This is a genomic window from Corynebacterium glyciniphilum AJ 3170 (assembly GCF_007673095.1).
In the GTDB taxonomy this organism is placed as follows: domain Bacteria; phylum Actinomycetota; class Actinomycetes; order Mycobacteriales; family Mycobacteriaceae; genus Corynebacterium.
The window spans coordinates 197,227-213,447 of sequence record NZ_VDYZ01000001.1 but is presented as its reverse complement, the minus strand read 5'-3'; the positions used below and the strand labels follow the sequence as shown (position 1 = coordinate 213,447).

The 16,221-nt window shown below is 65.8% G+C and carries 12 protein-coding genes; 1 reads left to right on the top strand and 11 read right to left on the bottom strand.

The window, feature by feature from the left end:
- Positions 1-13: 13 nt before the first annotated feature.
- The 4 genes from FS507_RS01025 to FS507_RS01010 all read right to left on the bottom strand — a co-directional run bounded on the left by FS507_RS01025 (position 14) and on the right by FS507_RS01010 (position 5,740).
- Positions 14-1,495 carry an aldehyde dehydrogenase family protein gene (locus FS507_RS01025; RefSeq protein ID WP_145940988.1) on the bottom strand — a complete coding sequence of 494 codons (1,482 nt, stop codon included), beginning with the start codon at positions 1,493-1,495 and terminating at the stop codon, positions 14-16.
- Positions 1,492-3,636 (bottom strand): choline BCCT transporter BetT, encoded by a 2,145-nt coding sequence (gene betT / locus FS507_RS01020; RefSeq protein ID WP_145940987.1) that lies wholly within the window; start codon positions 3,634-3,636, stop codon positions 1,492-1,494. The genes FS507_RS01025 and betT overlap by 4 nt, the downstream gene beginning before the upstream one ends.
- A gap of 108 nt (positions 3,637-3,744) precedes the next feature.
- Positions 3,745-5,046, bottom strand: coding sequence for a histidine--tRNA ligase (hisS, locus tag FS507_RS01015; protein WP_145940986.1), 1,302 nt, complete (start codon positions 5,044-5,046; stop codon positions 3,745-3,747).
- Positions 5,047-5,077: 31 nt separating this feature from the next.
- Positions 5,078-5,740 (bottom strand): MBL fold metallo-hydrolase, encoded by a 663-nt coding sequence (locus FS507_RS01010; protein ID WP_145940985.1) that lies wholly within the window; start codon positions 5,738-5,740, stop codon positions 5,078-5,080.
- Between the two features lie 146 nt (positions 5,741-5,886).
- On the opposite strand from FS507_RS01010, the gene FS507_RS01005 reads away from it, so the two are divergent.
- On the top strand, positions 5,887-6,723 hold the full coding sequence (locus FS507_RS01005; RefSeq protein WP_145940984.1) for a peptidylprolyl isomerase: 837 nt from the start codon (positions 5,887-5,889) through the stop codon (positions 6,721-6,723).
- A 21-nt stretch (positions 6,724-6,744) separates the two neighbouring features.
- Here FS507_RS01005 and FS507_RS01000 read toward each other — a convergent pair whose 3' ends face one another.
- The 7 genes from FS507_RS01000 to ruvB all read right to left on the bottom strand — a co-directional run bounded on the left by FS507_RS01000 (position 6,745) and on the right by ruvB (position 16,201).
- Entirely contained in the window at positions 6,745-9,015 is a 2,271-nt protein-coding gene (locus FS507_RS01000) for a RelA/SpoT family protein (RefSeq protein ID WP_145940983.1), read from the bottom strand.
- Between the two features lie 43 nt (positions 9,016-9,058).
- Positions 9,059-9,601: an adenine phosphoribosyltransferase gene (locus FS507_RS00995; RefSeq protein WP_145940982.1), complete on the bottom strand. Its 543-nt coding sequence runs from the start codon at positions 9,599-9,601 to the stop codon at positions 9,059-9,061.
- Positions 9,598-11,412, bottom strand: a complete 1,815-nt coding sequence (locus FS507_RS00990) for a hypothetical protein (protein ID WP_145940981.1) — start codon at positions 11,410-11,412, stop codon at positions 9,598-9,600. The genes FS507_RS00995 and FS507_RS00990 overlap by 4 nt, the downstream gene beginning before the upstream one ends.
- A gap of 15 nt (positions 11,413-11,427) precedes the next feature.
- On the bottom strand, positions 11,428-12,642 hold the full coding sequence (secF, locus tag FS507_RS00985) for a protein translocase subunit SecF (protein WP_145940980.1): 1,215 nt from the start codon (positions 12,640-12,642) through the stop codon (positions 11,428-11,430).
- A gap of 2 nt (positions 12,643-12,644) precedes the next feature.
- Positions 12,645-14,471: a protein translocase subunit SecD gene (secD, locus tag FS507_RS00980; protein ID WP_145940979.1), complete on the bottom strand. Its 1,827-nt coding sequence runs from the start codon at positions 14,469-14,471 to the stop codon at positions 12,645-12,647.
- Positions 14,472-14,628: 157 nt separating this feature from the next.
- The gene (gene yajC / locus FS507_RS00975) at positions 14,629-15,105 is read right to left on the bottom strand and encodes a preprotein translocase subunit YajC (RefSeq protein WP_145940978.1); all 477 of its coding nucleotides are present in this window, start codon (positions 15,103-15,105) and stop codon (positions 14,629-14,631) included.
- Positions 15,106-15,133: 28 nt separating this feature from the next.
- A complete protein-coding gene (ruvB, locus tag FS507_RS00970; protein ID WP_145940977.1) occupies positions 15,134-16,201 on the bottom strand; it encodes a Holliday junction branch migration DNA helicase RuvB in 1,068 nt (355 codons plus the stop codon).
- Positions 16,202-16,221 lie beyond the last annotated feature (20 nt).

Here is a 16,221-nt window from a genome sequence, read left to right as displayed (position 1 = left end):
GTGTGTCCGGGTGCTACTTCTGGGGGAACCAGCCACTTGCGGCCGGTTCGGTGTTCTCGTAGATGTGCTTGGCCTCGCGGTACTCCTCAAGGCCGGCCAGCCCGAGCTCACGTCCGGTACCCGAGGCCTTGAATCCGCCCCACTCTGCCTGGGGCACGTAGGGGTGATAGTCGTTGATCCACACGGTGCCGTGGCGCAGTGCCCGCGACACCCGGTTGGCCACACCACGGTCAGAGGTCCACACCGCACCGGCCAGACCGTACTCGGTGTCGTTGGCGGTCGTGATCGCCTTCGCCTCCGTCGTGAAGGTCTCCACCGTGATGACCGGGCCGAATCCCTCCTCGACGACAGCAGGGTTGTCCGACGTGCAGTTGTCCAGGACCGTCGGCGCGTAGAAGCAGCCCTTCTCGTGCTCCGGGCCGCCCCAGTGGCCGCCACAGCGCAGTGTCGCGCCAGCCTCGATACCGCGCTGGACATAGTCGGTGACCTTGTCGCGGTGCTCCGCGGAGATCAGCGGGCCGGTCTCGGCCTTCTCGTCGAAGGGGCCTCCCATGACGATGCCCTCGGCCCGGCGGACCAGCTCGTCGACGAACTTCTCCTTGATGCTCTCCTCGACGATGAGACGGGTCCCCGCCGAGCACACCAGGCCGGAGTCGAGGAATCCCGCGTTCAGCGCGTTGTCCACCGCAGCGTCGAAGTCGGCGTCGGCGAAGACCACGTTCGGGTTCTTCCCGCCGAGCTCGAGTGCGACCTTCTTGACCGTCGGTGCCGCTGCCGCGGCGATCCGACGACCGGTGACCAGTCCACCGGTGAACGAGACCATGTCGACGTCCGGATGCGACGACAGTGGCGCACCCGCCTCGGCTCCGGCACCCAGCACCAGGTTGGCGACACCTGCCGGCACACCGAGCTTGTCGAGCACGTCGATGATCAGGATCGCGGTGTGCGGTGTCAGTTCAGCAGGCTTGAGCACGAAGGTGTTGCCGGCGGCGATCGCCGGGGCGATCTTCCAGCTGGCCTGCAGCAGCGGGAAATTCCACGGGGTGATCATGCCGCAGACACCGACCGGCTCGTAGACCACCCGCGAGATCACCGAGGAGTCGCCCGCATCGACGAGGCGGCCCGGGTGCTGGTCGGCGATCTTGCCGAAGAACCGGAAGCAGTTCATGATGTCGTCCATGTCGCCTTCGGCCTCGACCAGGCGCTTGCCGGTGTCCAGGGCCTCGGCGCGGGCGAATTCATCCTTGCGCTCCGCCATGGCGTCGGCGACCTTCAGGAGCAGATCTCCACGGTAGGCCGCCGAGGTGGACGACCACTCCCCCGCGTCGAAGGCGCGTCGGGCGGCCGCGATGGCCTTCTCCGTGTCAGCTGCGGTCGCCTCGGATACCTCGGCGACGACCGTGCCGTCAGCCGGGCAGGTGACTGTGCGTGTGCCGCCGTCGGTCGCGCCCACCCACTGTCCGTCGATGTAGAGCGTCTGTGGTGTGTCAGTCATGTGTGCTCGCTTCCTGTCTTTTCAGAGTCGTTGTCGTCGTCTGTCCAGAGTGCCGGTGCCGTTCCGTGGACATCGGCGGTCGGAGTACCTCTGTCACCGGTCAGGGACATGTACTCCACATGCGTATCGTAGGCGTCCAGGACGTCGGCGATCACCTGCTCCTTGGAGTACCCGAGGATGTTGTGGCCCCGGGAACCCGTGGCCGAGAAGATCTCCAGCGTGAAGTACACGTCGTGGTCCACGTTGAGGTTTACCGCGAAGTTCGGGACCTGCCCGGGCACCGGGTACGCCTGGTACTTGAAGTCGTCCTGCCCCGGGAACTTCACCAGGAGGTCGACGAAGTCGATCGGGTACTCGGGATGTGATTCCCGGGTGAGGGTGACATCCAGGCCGAGCTCGCGAAGTTCATCGGCGACCTCACCGATCGCGGGGGCCGCGGTGTTCTCGACATAGGCCTGGGTCTCGGCTGCCGACGGGAAACTCATCCTGCGTTTGAGCCGGTTTCTCCAGGCCAACCGTGGCTGTGGGGTTCCTGTCCGGTCCGACAGGGCCCCGGGCAACGACAACGAGCGGGACTGCAGCCAGTGTGCCTCGGCGCCCAGCACACGCCAGATACTGAACATCAGCAGATACATGATCACCGAGAACGGCAGTCCGATGAGCACCGTCGCCGCCTGCAGGGTGTACACGCCGCCGATGAGCAGCATCACCAGAGTGAGTGCGCCGGTCAGCACGGCCCACACGATGCGGAGCCACGGCGGGCCGTCGGAGTCCTCCACACTCGGCTTCGAGGTGATGTTGGCCATCACCAGCGACCCGGAGTCTGCGGAGGTGACGTAGAAGAGCAGGCCGGTGACCACGGCGAGTGCGACGGCGAAAGTCGCCCCGGGATACTGCTGCAGCAGGAGGAAGAACCCGGACTCGGGTGTGTTCACCGCGGTCTCGAGGAACTCCTCGTCGCCGTCCCGGAAGAATCCGAGGGCCGCGTTGCCGAAGATCGAGATCCAGACCGCGATGAACGTGAACGGGATGACCAGCACCCCCAGGATGAACTGGCGCAGGGTGCGGCCACGGGAGATCCTGGCCAGGAACAGACCGACGAACGGTGCCCAGGCGATCCACCAGGCCCAGAAGAACAGTGTCCAGTCCGACTGCCACTGGTCGGCCGGGTAATCGGCGGCGCCGTCGCTGTAGGCGAAGGTGTTCAGGATCATCGAGGGGAACCTGGAGACAAAGTCACCGATGTTCTGGACCAGTGCATTGAGCAGGTCGGCGGTCTTCCCCATCACCACGATCCACGCCATCAGGACCAGGGCGAGCCAGACGTTGAGCTCGGAGAGCCGACGGATGCCCTTGTCGACACCCGAGACCGTGGAAATCACGGTGATCAGGACGGACAGTCCGATCAGTGCGATCTGGACACCGGTGTTCGTCGGGATCCCGAAGATCTCGGAGAGCCCGTAGTTGAGGAAGACCACCCCGATGCCCAGGGACACGGCGATGCCGAACGCGGTTCCGATGGCCGCGGCAATGTCGACTCCGTGTCCGACAGCGCCGTGGATCCGTCGGCCGAACACCGGTGCGAGGGCGGAACGGATGCTCAACGGCATGTGGTAGCGGTACGCGAAAAGTCCGAAGGCCATCCCCATCAGGGCGTACATGGCCCACCCCGGGACTCCGTAGTGGAACATGGTCCACAACGGCGCCATGCGTGCCGCCTCGTCGGAGAGTTCAGCCGTCTCCGGCGGGGTGAGGAAGTTCGTCGCCGGGCCGGACACCCCGAAGAACATCAGGTCGACCCCGATGCCCGCGGCGAAGAGCATGGCGCCCCAGGTGAACAAACCGAAACGGGGTTGTGAGTGGTCGGGGCCGATCTTGGTGTTGCCGACCCGCCGGAACGCGATGATCAGGACGAACACCACGACGACACCGGCGGTGAGGACGTAGTACCAGCCCAGGTTGGTGGATACCCAGTCCTTCACCGCGTTGATCACGGTGTCCGCCTGGTCGGGTGCCAGCCACGCCCAGATGACGAACGCCGTCATCAGCCCGGCGGATACCGCGAACACGGGCCAGTTGACGGCGGAACTTTTCCCTGCGTGTGAAGATTCCTCATTCCCTGAAGAATAAGATTCAGCCATAAAATTACTCCTATGAGCTCAGTTTCAGATCTCTGTCATGAATAGAACTTTCAGGATTCAGAAACCAGGCTAGCGCACAGGCGCAGAAAACTCCCCCTGGGGGCAGGGTCAGCCCTCCGCCAGGGCCCTCTTCACCACGAGCTCCACGTCCTCGACGGTGACCTCCTCCTGCTGTCGGGTCGACAGGTCACGGACCACGACGGTGCCCTTGTCCAGCTCGTTCTCACCGAGGACCAGGGCGAAGAGAGCTCCGGCACGGTCGGCACCCTTCATCGCTCCCTTGAGCCCCCGGTCCCCGTAAGACATGTCCACGCTCACCCCGGCCCGACGCAGACGGTCCACGATCACGGCCATGCGACGCTTCGCGTCGACACCCATCGGGACGCCGTAGACGTCGACGCGCCGGCCTGTCGTGGGAGACACCCCCTCGGCCTCCAACGCCAGCACGGTCCGATCGACACCGAGGCCGAAGCCGATCCCGGAGAGGTCCTGGCCGCCGAGCTGGGCCATCAGCCCGTCATAGCGTCCACCCCCGCCGATCCCCGACTGTGCCCCGAGGCCGTCGTGGACGAACTCGAAGCAGGTCTTGGTGTAGTAGTCGAGCCCGCGGACCAGCCGCGGGTTGAGGGTGTAATCCACGCCCATGTCGTCCAGGGTGCCGGTGACGGTCTCGAAATGTCCACGTGCCGAGGTGGAGAGGTGGTCTGGCATCAGCGGGGCGTCAGCCATCATCTCCCGGACTTCCGGGCGCTTGTCGTCGAGCACGCGCAGCGGGTTGACCTCCGCCCGGCGACGCGTCTCCTCGTCCAGGGGCAGGGAGAACAGGAACTCCTGGAGCTTCGCCCGGTACTGCGGTCGACAGGTCTCGTCACCGAGGGTGGAGAGCTCCAGCCGGAATCCCGACAGGCCCAGCGCCCGGTAGCAGCGGTCAGCCATCGCGACGACCTCAGCGTCCAGGGCCGGGTCGTCCACCCCGATCGCCTCGACACCGACCTGCTGCAGCTGACGGTACCGCCCGGCCTGGGGCCGCTCGTACCGGAAGAACGGTCCGGAATAGGTCAACTTCACCGGCAGCTGCCCGCGGTCAAGGTTGTGCTCGATGACGGAACGCATCACTCCCGCGGTACCCTCCGGACGCAACGTGACCGAACGGCCGCCCCGGTCCTCGAAGGTGTACATCTCCTTGGAGACCACGTCGGTGGACTCCCCGACCCCCCGGGCGAACAAGGCGGTGTCCTCGAACACCGGCAGTTCGATGTGACCGTACCCCGACTTGTGGATGACGTCCTCGAAGGTGCTGCGCACAGCATGGAACGCCGCGGACGCCGGCGGTACGTAGTCCGGCACCCCCTTGGGGCCGGCGAACGTCTGGACCTGTCCGGTGGAACCGGTGCTGCTGGTGTCACTCACGGGGACCAACTATAGCGACCCGCCGACGGGCTCACACCACCCCCTGCAGGAACCCGTTCTGCTCCTTTTCAGCACCGACGGTCGTGGTGGGCCCGTGACCGGGTACGACGGTGTCGTCGTCCTCGAAGGTCGTCACCAGGCGCCGCAGGCTCTCCACCATCGCGGCCGGTTCCGAGAACGGGAGGTCGGTCCGTCCGACACCACCGCGGAACAGGACGTCGCCTCCGAGGATCAACCCCTGACCGTCCACGACACCCCGGAACATGACGGACCCCGGAGAGTGGCCCGGCATGTGGTGTGCGACGAACTCCACCCCGCAGATCGTCAGGACGTCCCCGTCCTCCACCGGGGTGGGAACCTCGGGGGTCTCCATCGTGGCGACGTCGTGGGCCTCCCCCGACGGGCCCATCCCGTCGAGCACCTCGCGCTGCAGGAAGACGTTGTCCGCCGGGTGCATGTGGGAGCTGACACCGTAAGCAGCCTGGACCACAGGCAGGTCGCGGACGTGGTCGATGTGGCCGTGGGTGAGCACGATCCCGGTGATCCGCAGCCCCTTCTGCTCGACTGCCCGGGCGATGAGTTCTCCGGCCCCCATCCCGGGGTCGACGACCGTCGCGTCCGCCCCGTCATGCAGCAGCAGACAGTTCATCTCGAAGGGACCGGTGGGCAGTACTTCCACAGTCAGATTCGCCATGGGAGCCACCCTACCGAGAAACCCGTCGGCGATCCCACGGGGAACACACAGCAACCAGGAGGCCTCGGTAGTGGAGTCGGAGGGGCCGGGGTGGAACAATGGGGCCGTTGATCTACGACCACCCCCGAGGGAAAGGCCACGGAGCTTTGTCCGACAACTCCTCCCGCCGCGATGCGGCACTCAAGAATCTCGACAAGGAACTGAAGTCGCGGTCCCGCCGCGAGAAGATGCGGCCCCTCGGCGTCACCCTGGCCACCCTGGTGGTCCTGGTCGTCCTCGTCGGTGGGATCTGGTTCGCCGCCACCCGTGGCAGCGACGACTCCGAGAATCTCGCGGACGACGCCCTCAACGGGGAGACCACCGCCGCCGAGGAGCCCCAGGGCCCCCAGGAGTGCGCCTACACCGAGTCCGGCGACGCCGCCAAGCAGGCCTCGGCCCCCGACGCCGACAACCTCCGGGAGGACGGCACCTCGGACATCACCCTGGCGACGAACAAGGGTGACATCGGCGTCACGGTGGACTACGCCCAGGCTCCGTGCGCCGCCAACAACTTCGAGAACCTCGCCTCACAGGACTACTTCAACGACACCGTCTGCCACCGCGTGGTCGTCAACGACGGCATGAGGATCCTGCAGTGCGGTGACCCTTCAGGCGACGGCGCCGGCGGCCCCGGCTACACCTTCCCCGACGAGTACCCTGTCTGGAACGAGGACGGTGAGAAGGTCGAGGACGAGGGCCTGTACAAGCGCGGCGTCCTGGCCATGGCCAACGGTGGTGAGAACACCAACGGCTCGCAGTTCTTCCTCGTCGACGACGAGACCCAGTTGCCCAACGACTACACCATCTTCGGCACGATCTCCGAGGACGGCCTGTCCACCCTGGACTCCATCATCGAGGAGAACGAGGGCGAGAACCAGGACAACAACGGCGACGGCGCACCGGTCGACGAGGTCCGCATCGAGACCGCGACGGTCGACGCCTGACCCGTCCCGTCTGCCGGGGGCTCAGCCGCCTGTCGTCACGCGGTAGACGTCGTAGACGCCCTCCACGTTGCGCAGCTGGTTCATCAGGTAGCCCAGCTGCTTGGTGTCGGAGACCTCGAAGGTGAACCGGCACATCGCCACCCGGTCCTCGGCGACATGGGTACTCGTCGCGATGATCGGTACCTTCTGCTCGCTGACCACCCTGGTGACCTCGCTGAGCAGTCCGGTGCGGTCCAACCCCTCGATCTGCAGGGTGACCACGAAAACCGCGTCGCGCACGTCCGAGGCCCAGGCCACGTCGATGAGCCTCTCGGGCTCGGAATGCAGCTTCTCGGCGTTGGTGCAGTCAGTGCGGTGCACCGACACCCCGCCCCCCTTGGTGATGAAACCGAAGATCTCGTCGCCGGGAACCGGGGTACAGCACTTGGCCAGTTTCGCCGAGAAGTCCGAGTTTCCCTGCACCAGCACGCCCGAACCGTCGCCCCGCCCGGACTGCACCGACTGCTGGGGGGTGGTGCGGCGCACCGTGGGCGCGGGGGCGACCGGGGAGTCGTCCTCGTCCGCGTCACCCTGGTAGATGTCCTGCAGCATGTGCACGACATGCCCGGCGGTGACACCCCCCTTGCCGATCGCATCGTAGAGGTCGTCCACCGAGTCGCGTGACAACTGTGTCGCCACCGTCCGCAGGGCCGCCGCGGTCACGAGCCGCTGCAACGGGATGCCGGTCCGTTGCGCCTCCGCGGCCAGCGCCTCCTTCCCCTTCTCCAGGGTCTCCTCGCGACGCTCCTTGTTGAACCACGCGCGGATCCTGTTGCGTGCCCGTGGCGACACCACGAACTTCTCCCAGTCCTTCGAGGGACCGGCGGTGGCGTCCTTCGAGGTGAAGATCTCCACCTTGTCCCCCGTCTTCAACGGGGACTCCAGTGCGACCAGCTTGCCGTTGACTTTCGCACCGATGCAGCGGTGCCCGACCTCGGTGTGCACCGCGTAGGCGAAGTCCACCGGTGTGGCGTCGGTGGGGAGCGTCACCGCGTCGCCGCGCGGCGTGAAGACGAAGATCTGGTTGGTCGACAGGTCGTAGCGCAGGGAATCCAGGAACTCATTGGGGTCGGCGGCTTCCTTCTGCCAGTCCAGCAGCTGGCGCATCCAGGCCATCTGGTCGACCTCGGCGGCATCGCCCTTGTGGGAACCCTTGGTCTCCTTGTAACGCCAGTGTGCCGCGATACCGTACTCGGCCTGGTAGTGCATCTCATGGGTGCGGATCTGCACTTCGAGTACCTTGGCGTCGGGACCGATCACCGTGGTGTGCAGCGACCGGTAGACGTCGAAACGGGGCTGGGAGATGTAGTCCTTGAACCGTCCGGGCATCGGCTGGTACTGGGAATGCACAGCACCGACCGCCGCATAGCAGTCCCGGATCTCGTCGACGAGGATCCGGATACCCACAAGGTCGAAGATCTCGTCGAAGTCGCGGCCGCGGACGATCATCTTCTGGTAGATCGACCAGTAGTGTTTCGGACGCCCCACGACTTCGGCGGTGATGTGCGATTCACGCAGCGTGGACTGGATCTCGTTGATGACCTTGGCCAGGTACTGGTCGCGCTTCGGGGCACGGTCGGCGACGAGACGGACGATCTCCTCGTACTTCTTCGGGTACAGGATCGCGAAGGACAGGTCCTCGAGCTCCCACTTGATCGTCGCCATACCCAGGCGGTGAGCGAGCGGGGCGATGACCTCCAGGGTCTGCCGCGCCTTCTTCGCCTGCTTCTCGGGCGGCAGGAAACGCATCGTGCGCATGTTGTGGAGACGGTCGGCGACCTTGATCACCAGGACCCGGGGGTCATGGGCCATGGCGACGATCATCTTGCGGATCGTCTCCGCCTCGGCCGCCGAGCCGAGAGCGACCTTGTCCAGCTTGGTGACCCCGTCGACCAGCAGGGTGACCTCGGCGCCGAAGTCGCGGGTGAGGTCGTCCAGCGAGTAGTCGGTGTCCTCCACCGTGTCGTGCAGCAGTGCCGCCACCAGTGTGGTGGTGTCCATGCCGATCTCCGCCGCGATGGTCGCGACCGCCAACGGGTGGGTGATGTACGGTTCCCCGGACTTACGTAGGACGCCGGCATGGAGACGCTCAGCCGTCGTGTACGCCTGATTCAGGATCTCGACGTCCGCCTTCGGGTGGTAACGCCGGTGCACGGCGATCAATGGGCCGAGGACCGGATTGATCTTGCTCTTGCCGGTGAGGCTGCGCGCAATACGCGCGGCCATCCACAGCGAGTTCTTCTCGTTCGTCATGCCTCACCGTTTCCCTACTGTGTGCAGCGTGTGAACGACAAGCCTACTGTCCGCGGGAAACCACGTACAACGGAAGGTCCCCCAAACGTTTCGCCCCTTCAAGTTCCTGCACTTCCAGGGCGACGGCGCCACCCACGACACGGGCTCCCGCAGTCTCCAGGAGCGCCCGTGCGGCCACCAGGGTACCGCCGGTGGCCAGCACGTCATCGACGAGGAGGACCCGACGTTCATGGAGATCAAGCCCCTCGGAGGGGATCTCCAGCGCGGCGGTGCCATACTCCAGGTCGTACTCCTGCCGGATCACCGGTGGCGGCAACTTCCCTGCCTTGCGGAGCGCCAGGACACCCACCCCGAGCTCCAGCGCCACAGCGGACCCCAGAAGAAATCCCCGGGCGTCCAGACCTGCGACGACGTCGACGTCGAGGGTGCGACAGACCTCCGCCATCTCGGTCACGATCGTCCGGAACGCCTCACCGTCGGCCAGCACCGGTGTGAGGTCCTGGAACATGATGCCGTCGCTCGGGAAATCCGGCACGAACCGGGTTCTTGCCGCCAGTGCCGATCTGGCGTCGGGGTACGCGCTCATGGTGTGTCCTCTGCAGTGGTCGCGGACGGTGCGGTGGACGTCGGGAAGTCCGGGGACACCCACCGGTCCATGTTCCAGCTCATTCCGGTCTCGCCCGGGTTGTCGACGACGTTGGACAACCCACGGTCCACGGCGACGGACCGCGGCTCAGCAGTCAGCGGCACCGTGGAGGTGGCGTCGGCCAAGGCATTCTCCGCGTCACGGAGCTGCCTGACGGTCGCCGTCCCGGACGCTCCGGACGACGCGGGGAACGACACCTCGGGGTTCTGCCCGAAAGCGGACCGGGTCTCCAGGAGGATGTCGTAGTCGGAGCCGAGTTCTCCGAAGTCGTCGACGCTCAACGGCACCGGCTCCACGGTCACGTCGGCGGCGGCGCATGAGTCGACCAGTGTGTCCACCATCGCGGCGTACCGGTCGACGTCGGCGAAGTATCCGACCCGGATCGTCGATCCCCCGAGCCTGTCCGAGGTCGGTCCGGTGTCGGTGTTGTTGTTGCGCGCCGCCACGTCCCCCAGGTTCTCCCCCGACTGTGCTCCGGGGGCGATCGTGCGGAACGGGGCCTCGTCGACGGCGATTCCTGACTCGGACGCGACGGCCTGCGCCATTGCCCGACGATCGACGCACCTGGCGAAGGCCTGCCGGTTCTCACGTGTCTCGAAGATCCCGGAGTCGGCGAGGGTCAGGCTGTCCACACGTGTCCCGGAGTCCCGGGTGACGGCGAAACGTCCCGATACATCGTCGGCGTCGGACAGGTCAGGGGCAGTTTCGTCGGCTCCCGCCCGGATCCCCTCATCATCCTCGTCTCCGTCTCCGCCGGCTGGGCTGTCGGACGGTTCAGGCGTCCCGGTGTCCGACGGGGGTCCCGACGAACTCGAGGTCTCGCTCGCTGCAGACGTGTCGGACGGCACGGCGAGTCCGGCTGAGACCGGATCGGTCTCCGGTGGCACATCGGCGACGTACAACTGGTAGTCGGCGGCGAGTTGTTCGAAGTCCGGCCCGTCGATGCCGGCGCCCGGTCCTGACCACATCACCACCTCGTCCAGGCCGGGACGCACGCCGGTCCACTCCGGGTTGACGGTCAGGACCAGGGACCCGTCCTCCCCGCGCGAGGACACACGGAACGGGCCGTAGGTGGGTACGTCCGCGGGGTCTGTCTCGGCCACGGTGAACGTGGACGACCATGCCTTTCCGAGCGCGGCCAGCTGGTCGGAGTTTCCCGAATCGATCGCCTCCACGACATTGTCCACCCCGGCACGTTGGCCGACCGTGTGGGAAGGAAGAACTTCACCCACGCTGAAGAGCTCCCGGTAGCGGCTCCCCATCCCCCGGTCGAACTCGATGGTGAAGTCACGGTCACCGGCGTCACAGTTGATGTCCTTCACCCGTTCGGTCAGACCGAGGTCCGATGAGAACAGGTCGGGGTATTTGGCTGCGACCCAGGTCAGCAGGAAATCGTCACACACCACCGGGGCGCCGTCCGAATACGTGGCCGACTCGCTGATGCGGTAGTCGACGATGTCACCGTTGTCCGGCGACGGCGTCGCGGTGACCAGGTCGGTGTTCGGCAGCAACCGGCCGTCGGGGCCGGTCAGGTAGGCGCCCGGGTAGAGACGCGCGGACACCTTCGCCGCATCGGTCGCCGCTCCGAGCGTACTTGCGGCGTTGAGGGTGACGATCGGACGTGGGAGGGCGTACCCGAACAGGGGGTCCGCCGCGTCCTCCACGCCGTCGTCAGAAGTGCAGGCGGTCACCCCGAAAGTGAGTGCCGCTGCTGTGAGCAAGACCGCCGGACGGCGGAACCGAAGCGTCATCGTTCCTGACTTCCTCTACATGCCGGGCCGCCAGGTGCGGCCCCTGTCCTCGCCGTTTACGCCGCTGTTCTCGCTGTCGGAACCGCGGGTGCGCGGAGGCAGCGTCACGGTCCGTCGCTGAGCAGCGTCGGTGTCATTCCCGGACTCTGCCGTACCGTCCTCCATCGGGGCTTGACTCTCCCCGGCAGCCGCCGGCACGTTCCCCCTGTCGGTGGCGAGCTCGCGGGCACGGGCGACCTTCCGGTCGTGCTCGACCATCTTCTTCTGCCGGCTCTTCAGGGTGACGAGCAGCGGCGCGGAGAAGTAGATCGAACTGAACGTTCCGGCGATCACGCCGACGAACTGCACCAGTGCCAGGTCCTTGAGGGTGCCGACACCCATCAGCCAGACTGCCACGACGAGCAACGACGCGATGGGGACCACCGAGAACAGCGACGTGTTCAGGGATCTCATCACGGTCTGGTTGACCGCGAGATTGACCTGTTCACCGTAGGTCGACCGTGTCGAACTCAACACGTCCTGGGTGTTCTCATGGACCTTGTCGAACACGATCACCGTGTCGTACAGGGAGTACGCCAGGATCGTCAACAGACCGATGATCGTCGCCGGCGACACCTCGAAACCGATCAGTGAGTAGATTCCGGCGACGAAGATGCCGTCCAACAGCAGGGTGACGATCGCGGAGATCGCCATGTCCCGCTCCATACGGATCGTGATGTACACGAACACGACCGCCAGGAACACCACCATGCCGATCACCATGCGTTGGGTGACGGACTGGCCCCAGGACTCCGAGACGGTCGAGTCACTGATGGCGTCGGGGCTGGGATTCCCCGTCTGATCGGCCGGCTGGAACTCGTCGTAGAGGGCGACACGGGCTTCGCGGATCTGGTCGTCCGACAACCGCTCCGAGGCGACCTCGATGTTCTGGCTGTTGCCTGTCCCCACCGTCTGCACCGACTGCGGGGTGACCCCCGTGGCGTCCTCGATCACCTGGGTGACCGAGGTCTCGGTCGCCCCGTCCGCCGGCGGCATCGTCAGTTTTGTGCCACCCTCGAGGTCGATCCCCAGGGTGAATCCCTTCAGTGCGATGACCAGGAAACACAACAGGGTCAACAGTGCGTAGATCCAGTACCAACGGCGGCGTTTGGCCACGAAGGCGAAGTTGCTTTCGCCGTTGTACATCTTCTCGAAGAAGCCGGCGGGCTTGGATTCGGTCGTCGCGTTCATGCTCACTGGTCCTTTCCGGTGTCAGTGGTGGACGAGATGCCGCCCTGGGGTTCGCTCTCCGGCAAAGAACCTGCCGTCGCATGTTCGTCGGCACGACGACGCTCCGCGGAGCGGAAGGCCGAGCGCAGGCCGTTGAGCCTGGGGGACGCGAACTTCTCCGAACGGGACATCAGGATCACCAGTGGTGCCGTGACCAGGAAGGCGATGACCACGTCGAAGACGGTCGACAGCCCCAGTGTGAAGGCGAAGCCCTTGACGTCGCCCACCGCCACGAAGTACAGCACCAGCGAGGCCGCGATCGACACGACGTTACCGGTGATGATCGTCGTACGGGCCCGCTTCCATGCGCGTGGGACAGCGGACCGGAAACTGTGGCCCTGCTGGATGACGTCCTTTATTCGTTCGAAGTAGACGACGAACGAGTCCGCGGTGGTACCGATACCGATGATCAGACCGGCGATACCGGCCAGATCCAGGCTGTAGTCGATCCACCGACCCAGCAGGATCAACGCCCCGTAGATCAGCAGCCCTGAAGCCACCAGTGAGAACACCGCGACCACACCGAAGCCCCGGTAGTAGATCAGCGACCAGATCGCCACGAGAATCAGACCGACGAGACCGGCGATCAGACCGGCCTGGAGTGAGGCACTGCCCATCGTCGGCGAAATGGTCTCGGCTGTACCGCCCTGTTCACCGTTTTCACCGGTGAAGCTCAACGGCAGGGCACCGTAGCGCAGGTTGTTGGCGAGATCGGAGGCTTCGCTCTCGGTGAAGTCACCGGTGATCTCGGAGTCGCGCCCGGGGGGCGTCGGCGACTGCATCACCGGTGCAGAGAGCACCTGGCTGTCCAGGGTGATTGCGACCTGCTTCTGTGCGTACTCCTGGCCGATGCGCTGCCAGGTCTCGCCACCGGGGGTCGCCTCCCCCGTCTTGAAGCGGAAGGTGATCTTGATCTGACCGGACTCCGAATCCAGGCCGCCGAAGATCTGGGAGTCGGTGTCGATCATGTCGCCGGTCAGGCGCGTACCGTTCGCCTCGTCCTCCTGACCGTTCAGCAACGGAGCCGGTTCCAGCAGGATCGGCTGCCCTTCGCTGCAACTGACCAGTGGGCGGGCCGGATCATCGGCACCCGCGAGCGGGTCGACGCCGTCGGAACAGGTCATCAGGAATGATGCCGCGATCTGGGCGTTGGTGTCCTCGGACTGCCGGTCGTCGCGGAGAACATCCGTGGTCTCCTGGCGACGGTCGGCCTCCTCGATCGAGTTGGCAGGCTCCGCAGGTTCCTCCGCGTTGACACTGAGGTCGCCGGCGGTCTCCATCCCCATCTGTTCCAGCGTGGCGGCGGCGTCCTCCAACTTGCCGTCGGCCTCGTCGGCGGTGAGGATGCCTGTGCTCACCCACCGGTCGGCCATCTCCGTCAGGACGTCCTCAAGACCGTCCTCCGGCATCCCGCCCTCCATCACCGGGCGGAACAGCAGCTGCGAGGTCTGGCCCAGTGTACGGGCCTCAGAGGAATCCTCGCCGGGGACGCTGATGACAAGCGTGTCTCCGTCGGAGACGACCTGTGCACCGCTGACACCCATACCGTTGACGCGGTTCTCCAGAATCCGGCGGGCCTGGTCGAGCTGGTCACCGGTGGGCTGCTCACCCTGGGGAACCAGCGTGACGCGGGTGCCTCCCTGGAGATCGATGCCCAGCTTCGGCGTGGGACTCTTGTCTCCGGTGAGGAAAACGAGGCCGTAGATGATGACCACGACGGCGATGAAGAGCAGAAGCGCCTTCTTCGGCCACGTTCTGGCCCGCGCGGCCGTTGAGCCCTGTGAACTCACTCGAGTTACTCCTGAAGTCTCGGGGATATCGGCGATGTAGGCATGAGAAAAGAACCACCGCCGTGTCGACGAATGAGTCTAGACCCTCTGTCTGGCAACGAGGGTCCCGGCGGTGCCCTGAGGGGATGAAAATGCTGGGGACGCGGACGCCGCGGCGTCAGGACTTCGGCGTGTCCCCGGAGTCCGGGCGGTCAGCCTCGTCGCCGTCACGTCCGGCGAACGGATTCTCCGCGGTGTCGTCGGTGTCGTCGGTGGCGTTGTCGGCCTTGTCTGTCTTGTCCTCGAACGGCGCGACCGTGTCGAAGTCCTCGAAGGTGGAGCTGTCGACCTGTTCTGCGGCGTCACCAACCTCCTGGACGTCGTCCTCGGGCGAGTCCGGGGTGTCCACGAGCTTCATGACGGCGCTGCGGTCCCAGGTCGTCGTGACACCGGGTGCCAGCTCCACGTCGACCGTGGTGGTACCCACCTCGGCGATACGTGCGTGGATGCCGGAGGTCATCTGGACGATCATCCCCGGTTCAAGTTGCGACTGGAACGACTTGATCTCGTTGATCTGCTTGGACTGCTTGCGCATCGACATGACCGGCAGACCCAGGAAGACCACGACGATGAGAATGAGAAGGAAAATTTCCATGTCGCCAGTCTGCCATACTGGGGTTTTGTCACCTATCAGCCGGTTGCTCGAGGCCGAGATGCCGCCAGGCTGCGGGTGTCGCGGTCCGTCCACGTGGCGTCCGGGAGACCATCCCCGCCCTCACGAGGTACGGTTCGCACACCTCCTCGACGGTGGAAGATTCCTCCCCTACCGCGACCGCCAGCGTGTTGACGCCCACCGGACCTCCGTTGTGGCCCCGCACCAGGGCATCGAGGACGGCACGGTCGAGGCGGTCAAGACCGAGTTCGTCCACGTCGAAGATCTCCAGCGCCGACCGCGCGACCTCCACCGTGATGATGCCGTCGCCCTCGACCTCCGCGTAGTCACGCACACGCCTCAGCAGCCGGTTGGCGATACGCGGTGTCCCCCGGGAACGGGACGCGATCTCGACCGCCGCATCGTCGGTGACGGTCACGCCGAGGATCCCGGCAGCTCGCGTGACAACCCGGGTGAGGTCAGGGGTGTCGTAGAACTCCATCTGCGCGGTGAACCCGAACCGGTCCCGCAGCGGCCCCGTGAGCATCCCTGCCCTCGTGGTCGCACCGACAAGGGTGAACTGCGGCAGCTCGATGGGGATCGATGTGGCTCCGGGGCCCTTGCCGACGATGACGTCGATACGGAAGTCCTCCATCGCCATGTAGAGCATCTCCTCGGCGGGCCGTGCCATCCGGTGGATCTCATCGATGAACAGGACGTCACCCTCGATGAGGTTGGACAGCATCGCCGCCAGGTCGCCAGCACGTTCCAGGGCAGGCCCCGAGGTCATCCTGACCGATGAACCGAGCTCCTGCGCGATGATCATGGCCATGGTCGTCTTGCCGAGTCCCGGAGGGCCTGCCAGCAGGACGTGGTCCGGCGAGACACCGCGTGCCTTGGCGCCTCCGAGAACCAGGTCAAGCTGACTGCGCACCTTGGGTTGCCCGATGAACTCGCGGAGCGACCGGGGCCGGAGTGACAGCTCTGCGTCACCCTCCCCCGGCTGCGGGACCGGCGAGAGGTCACCTCCAGGGAGCCCCTGTGGCGGTTCTGACGGCGCGGGGCCGGTATCGAATTCAGTGCGCTCGATATCACTCATGGTGTCGTGCCTTTCCCGCC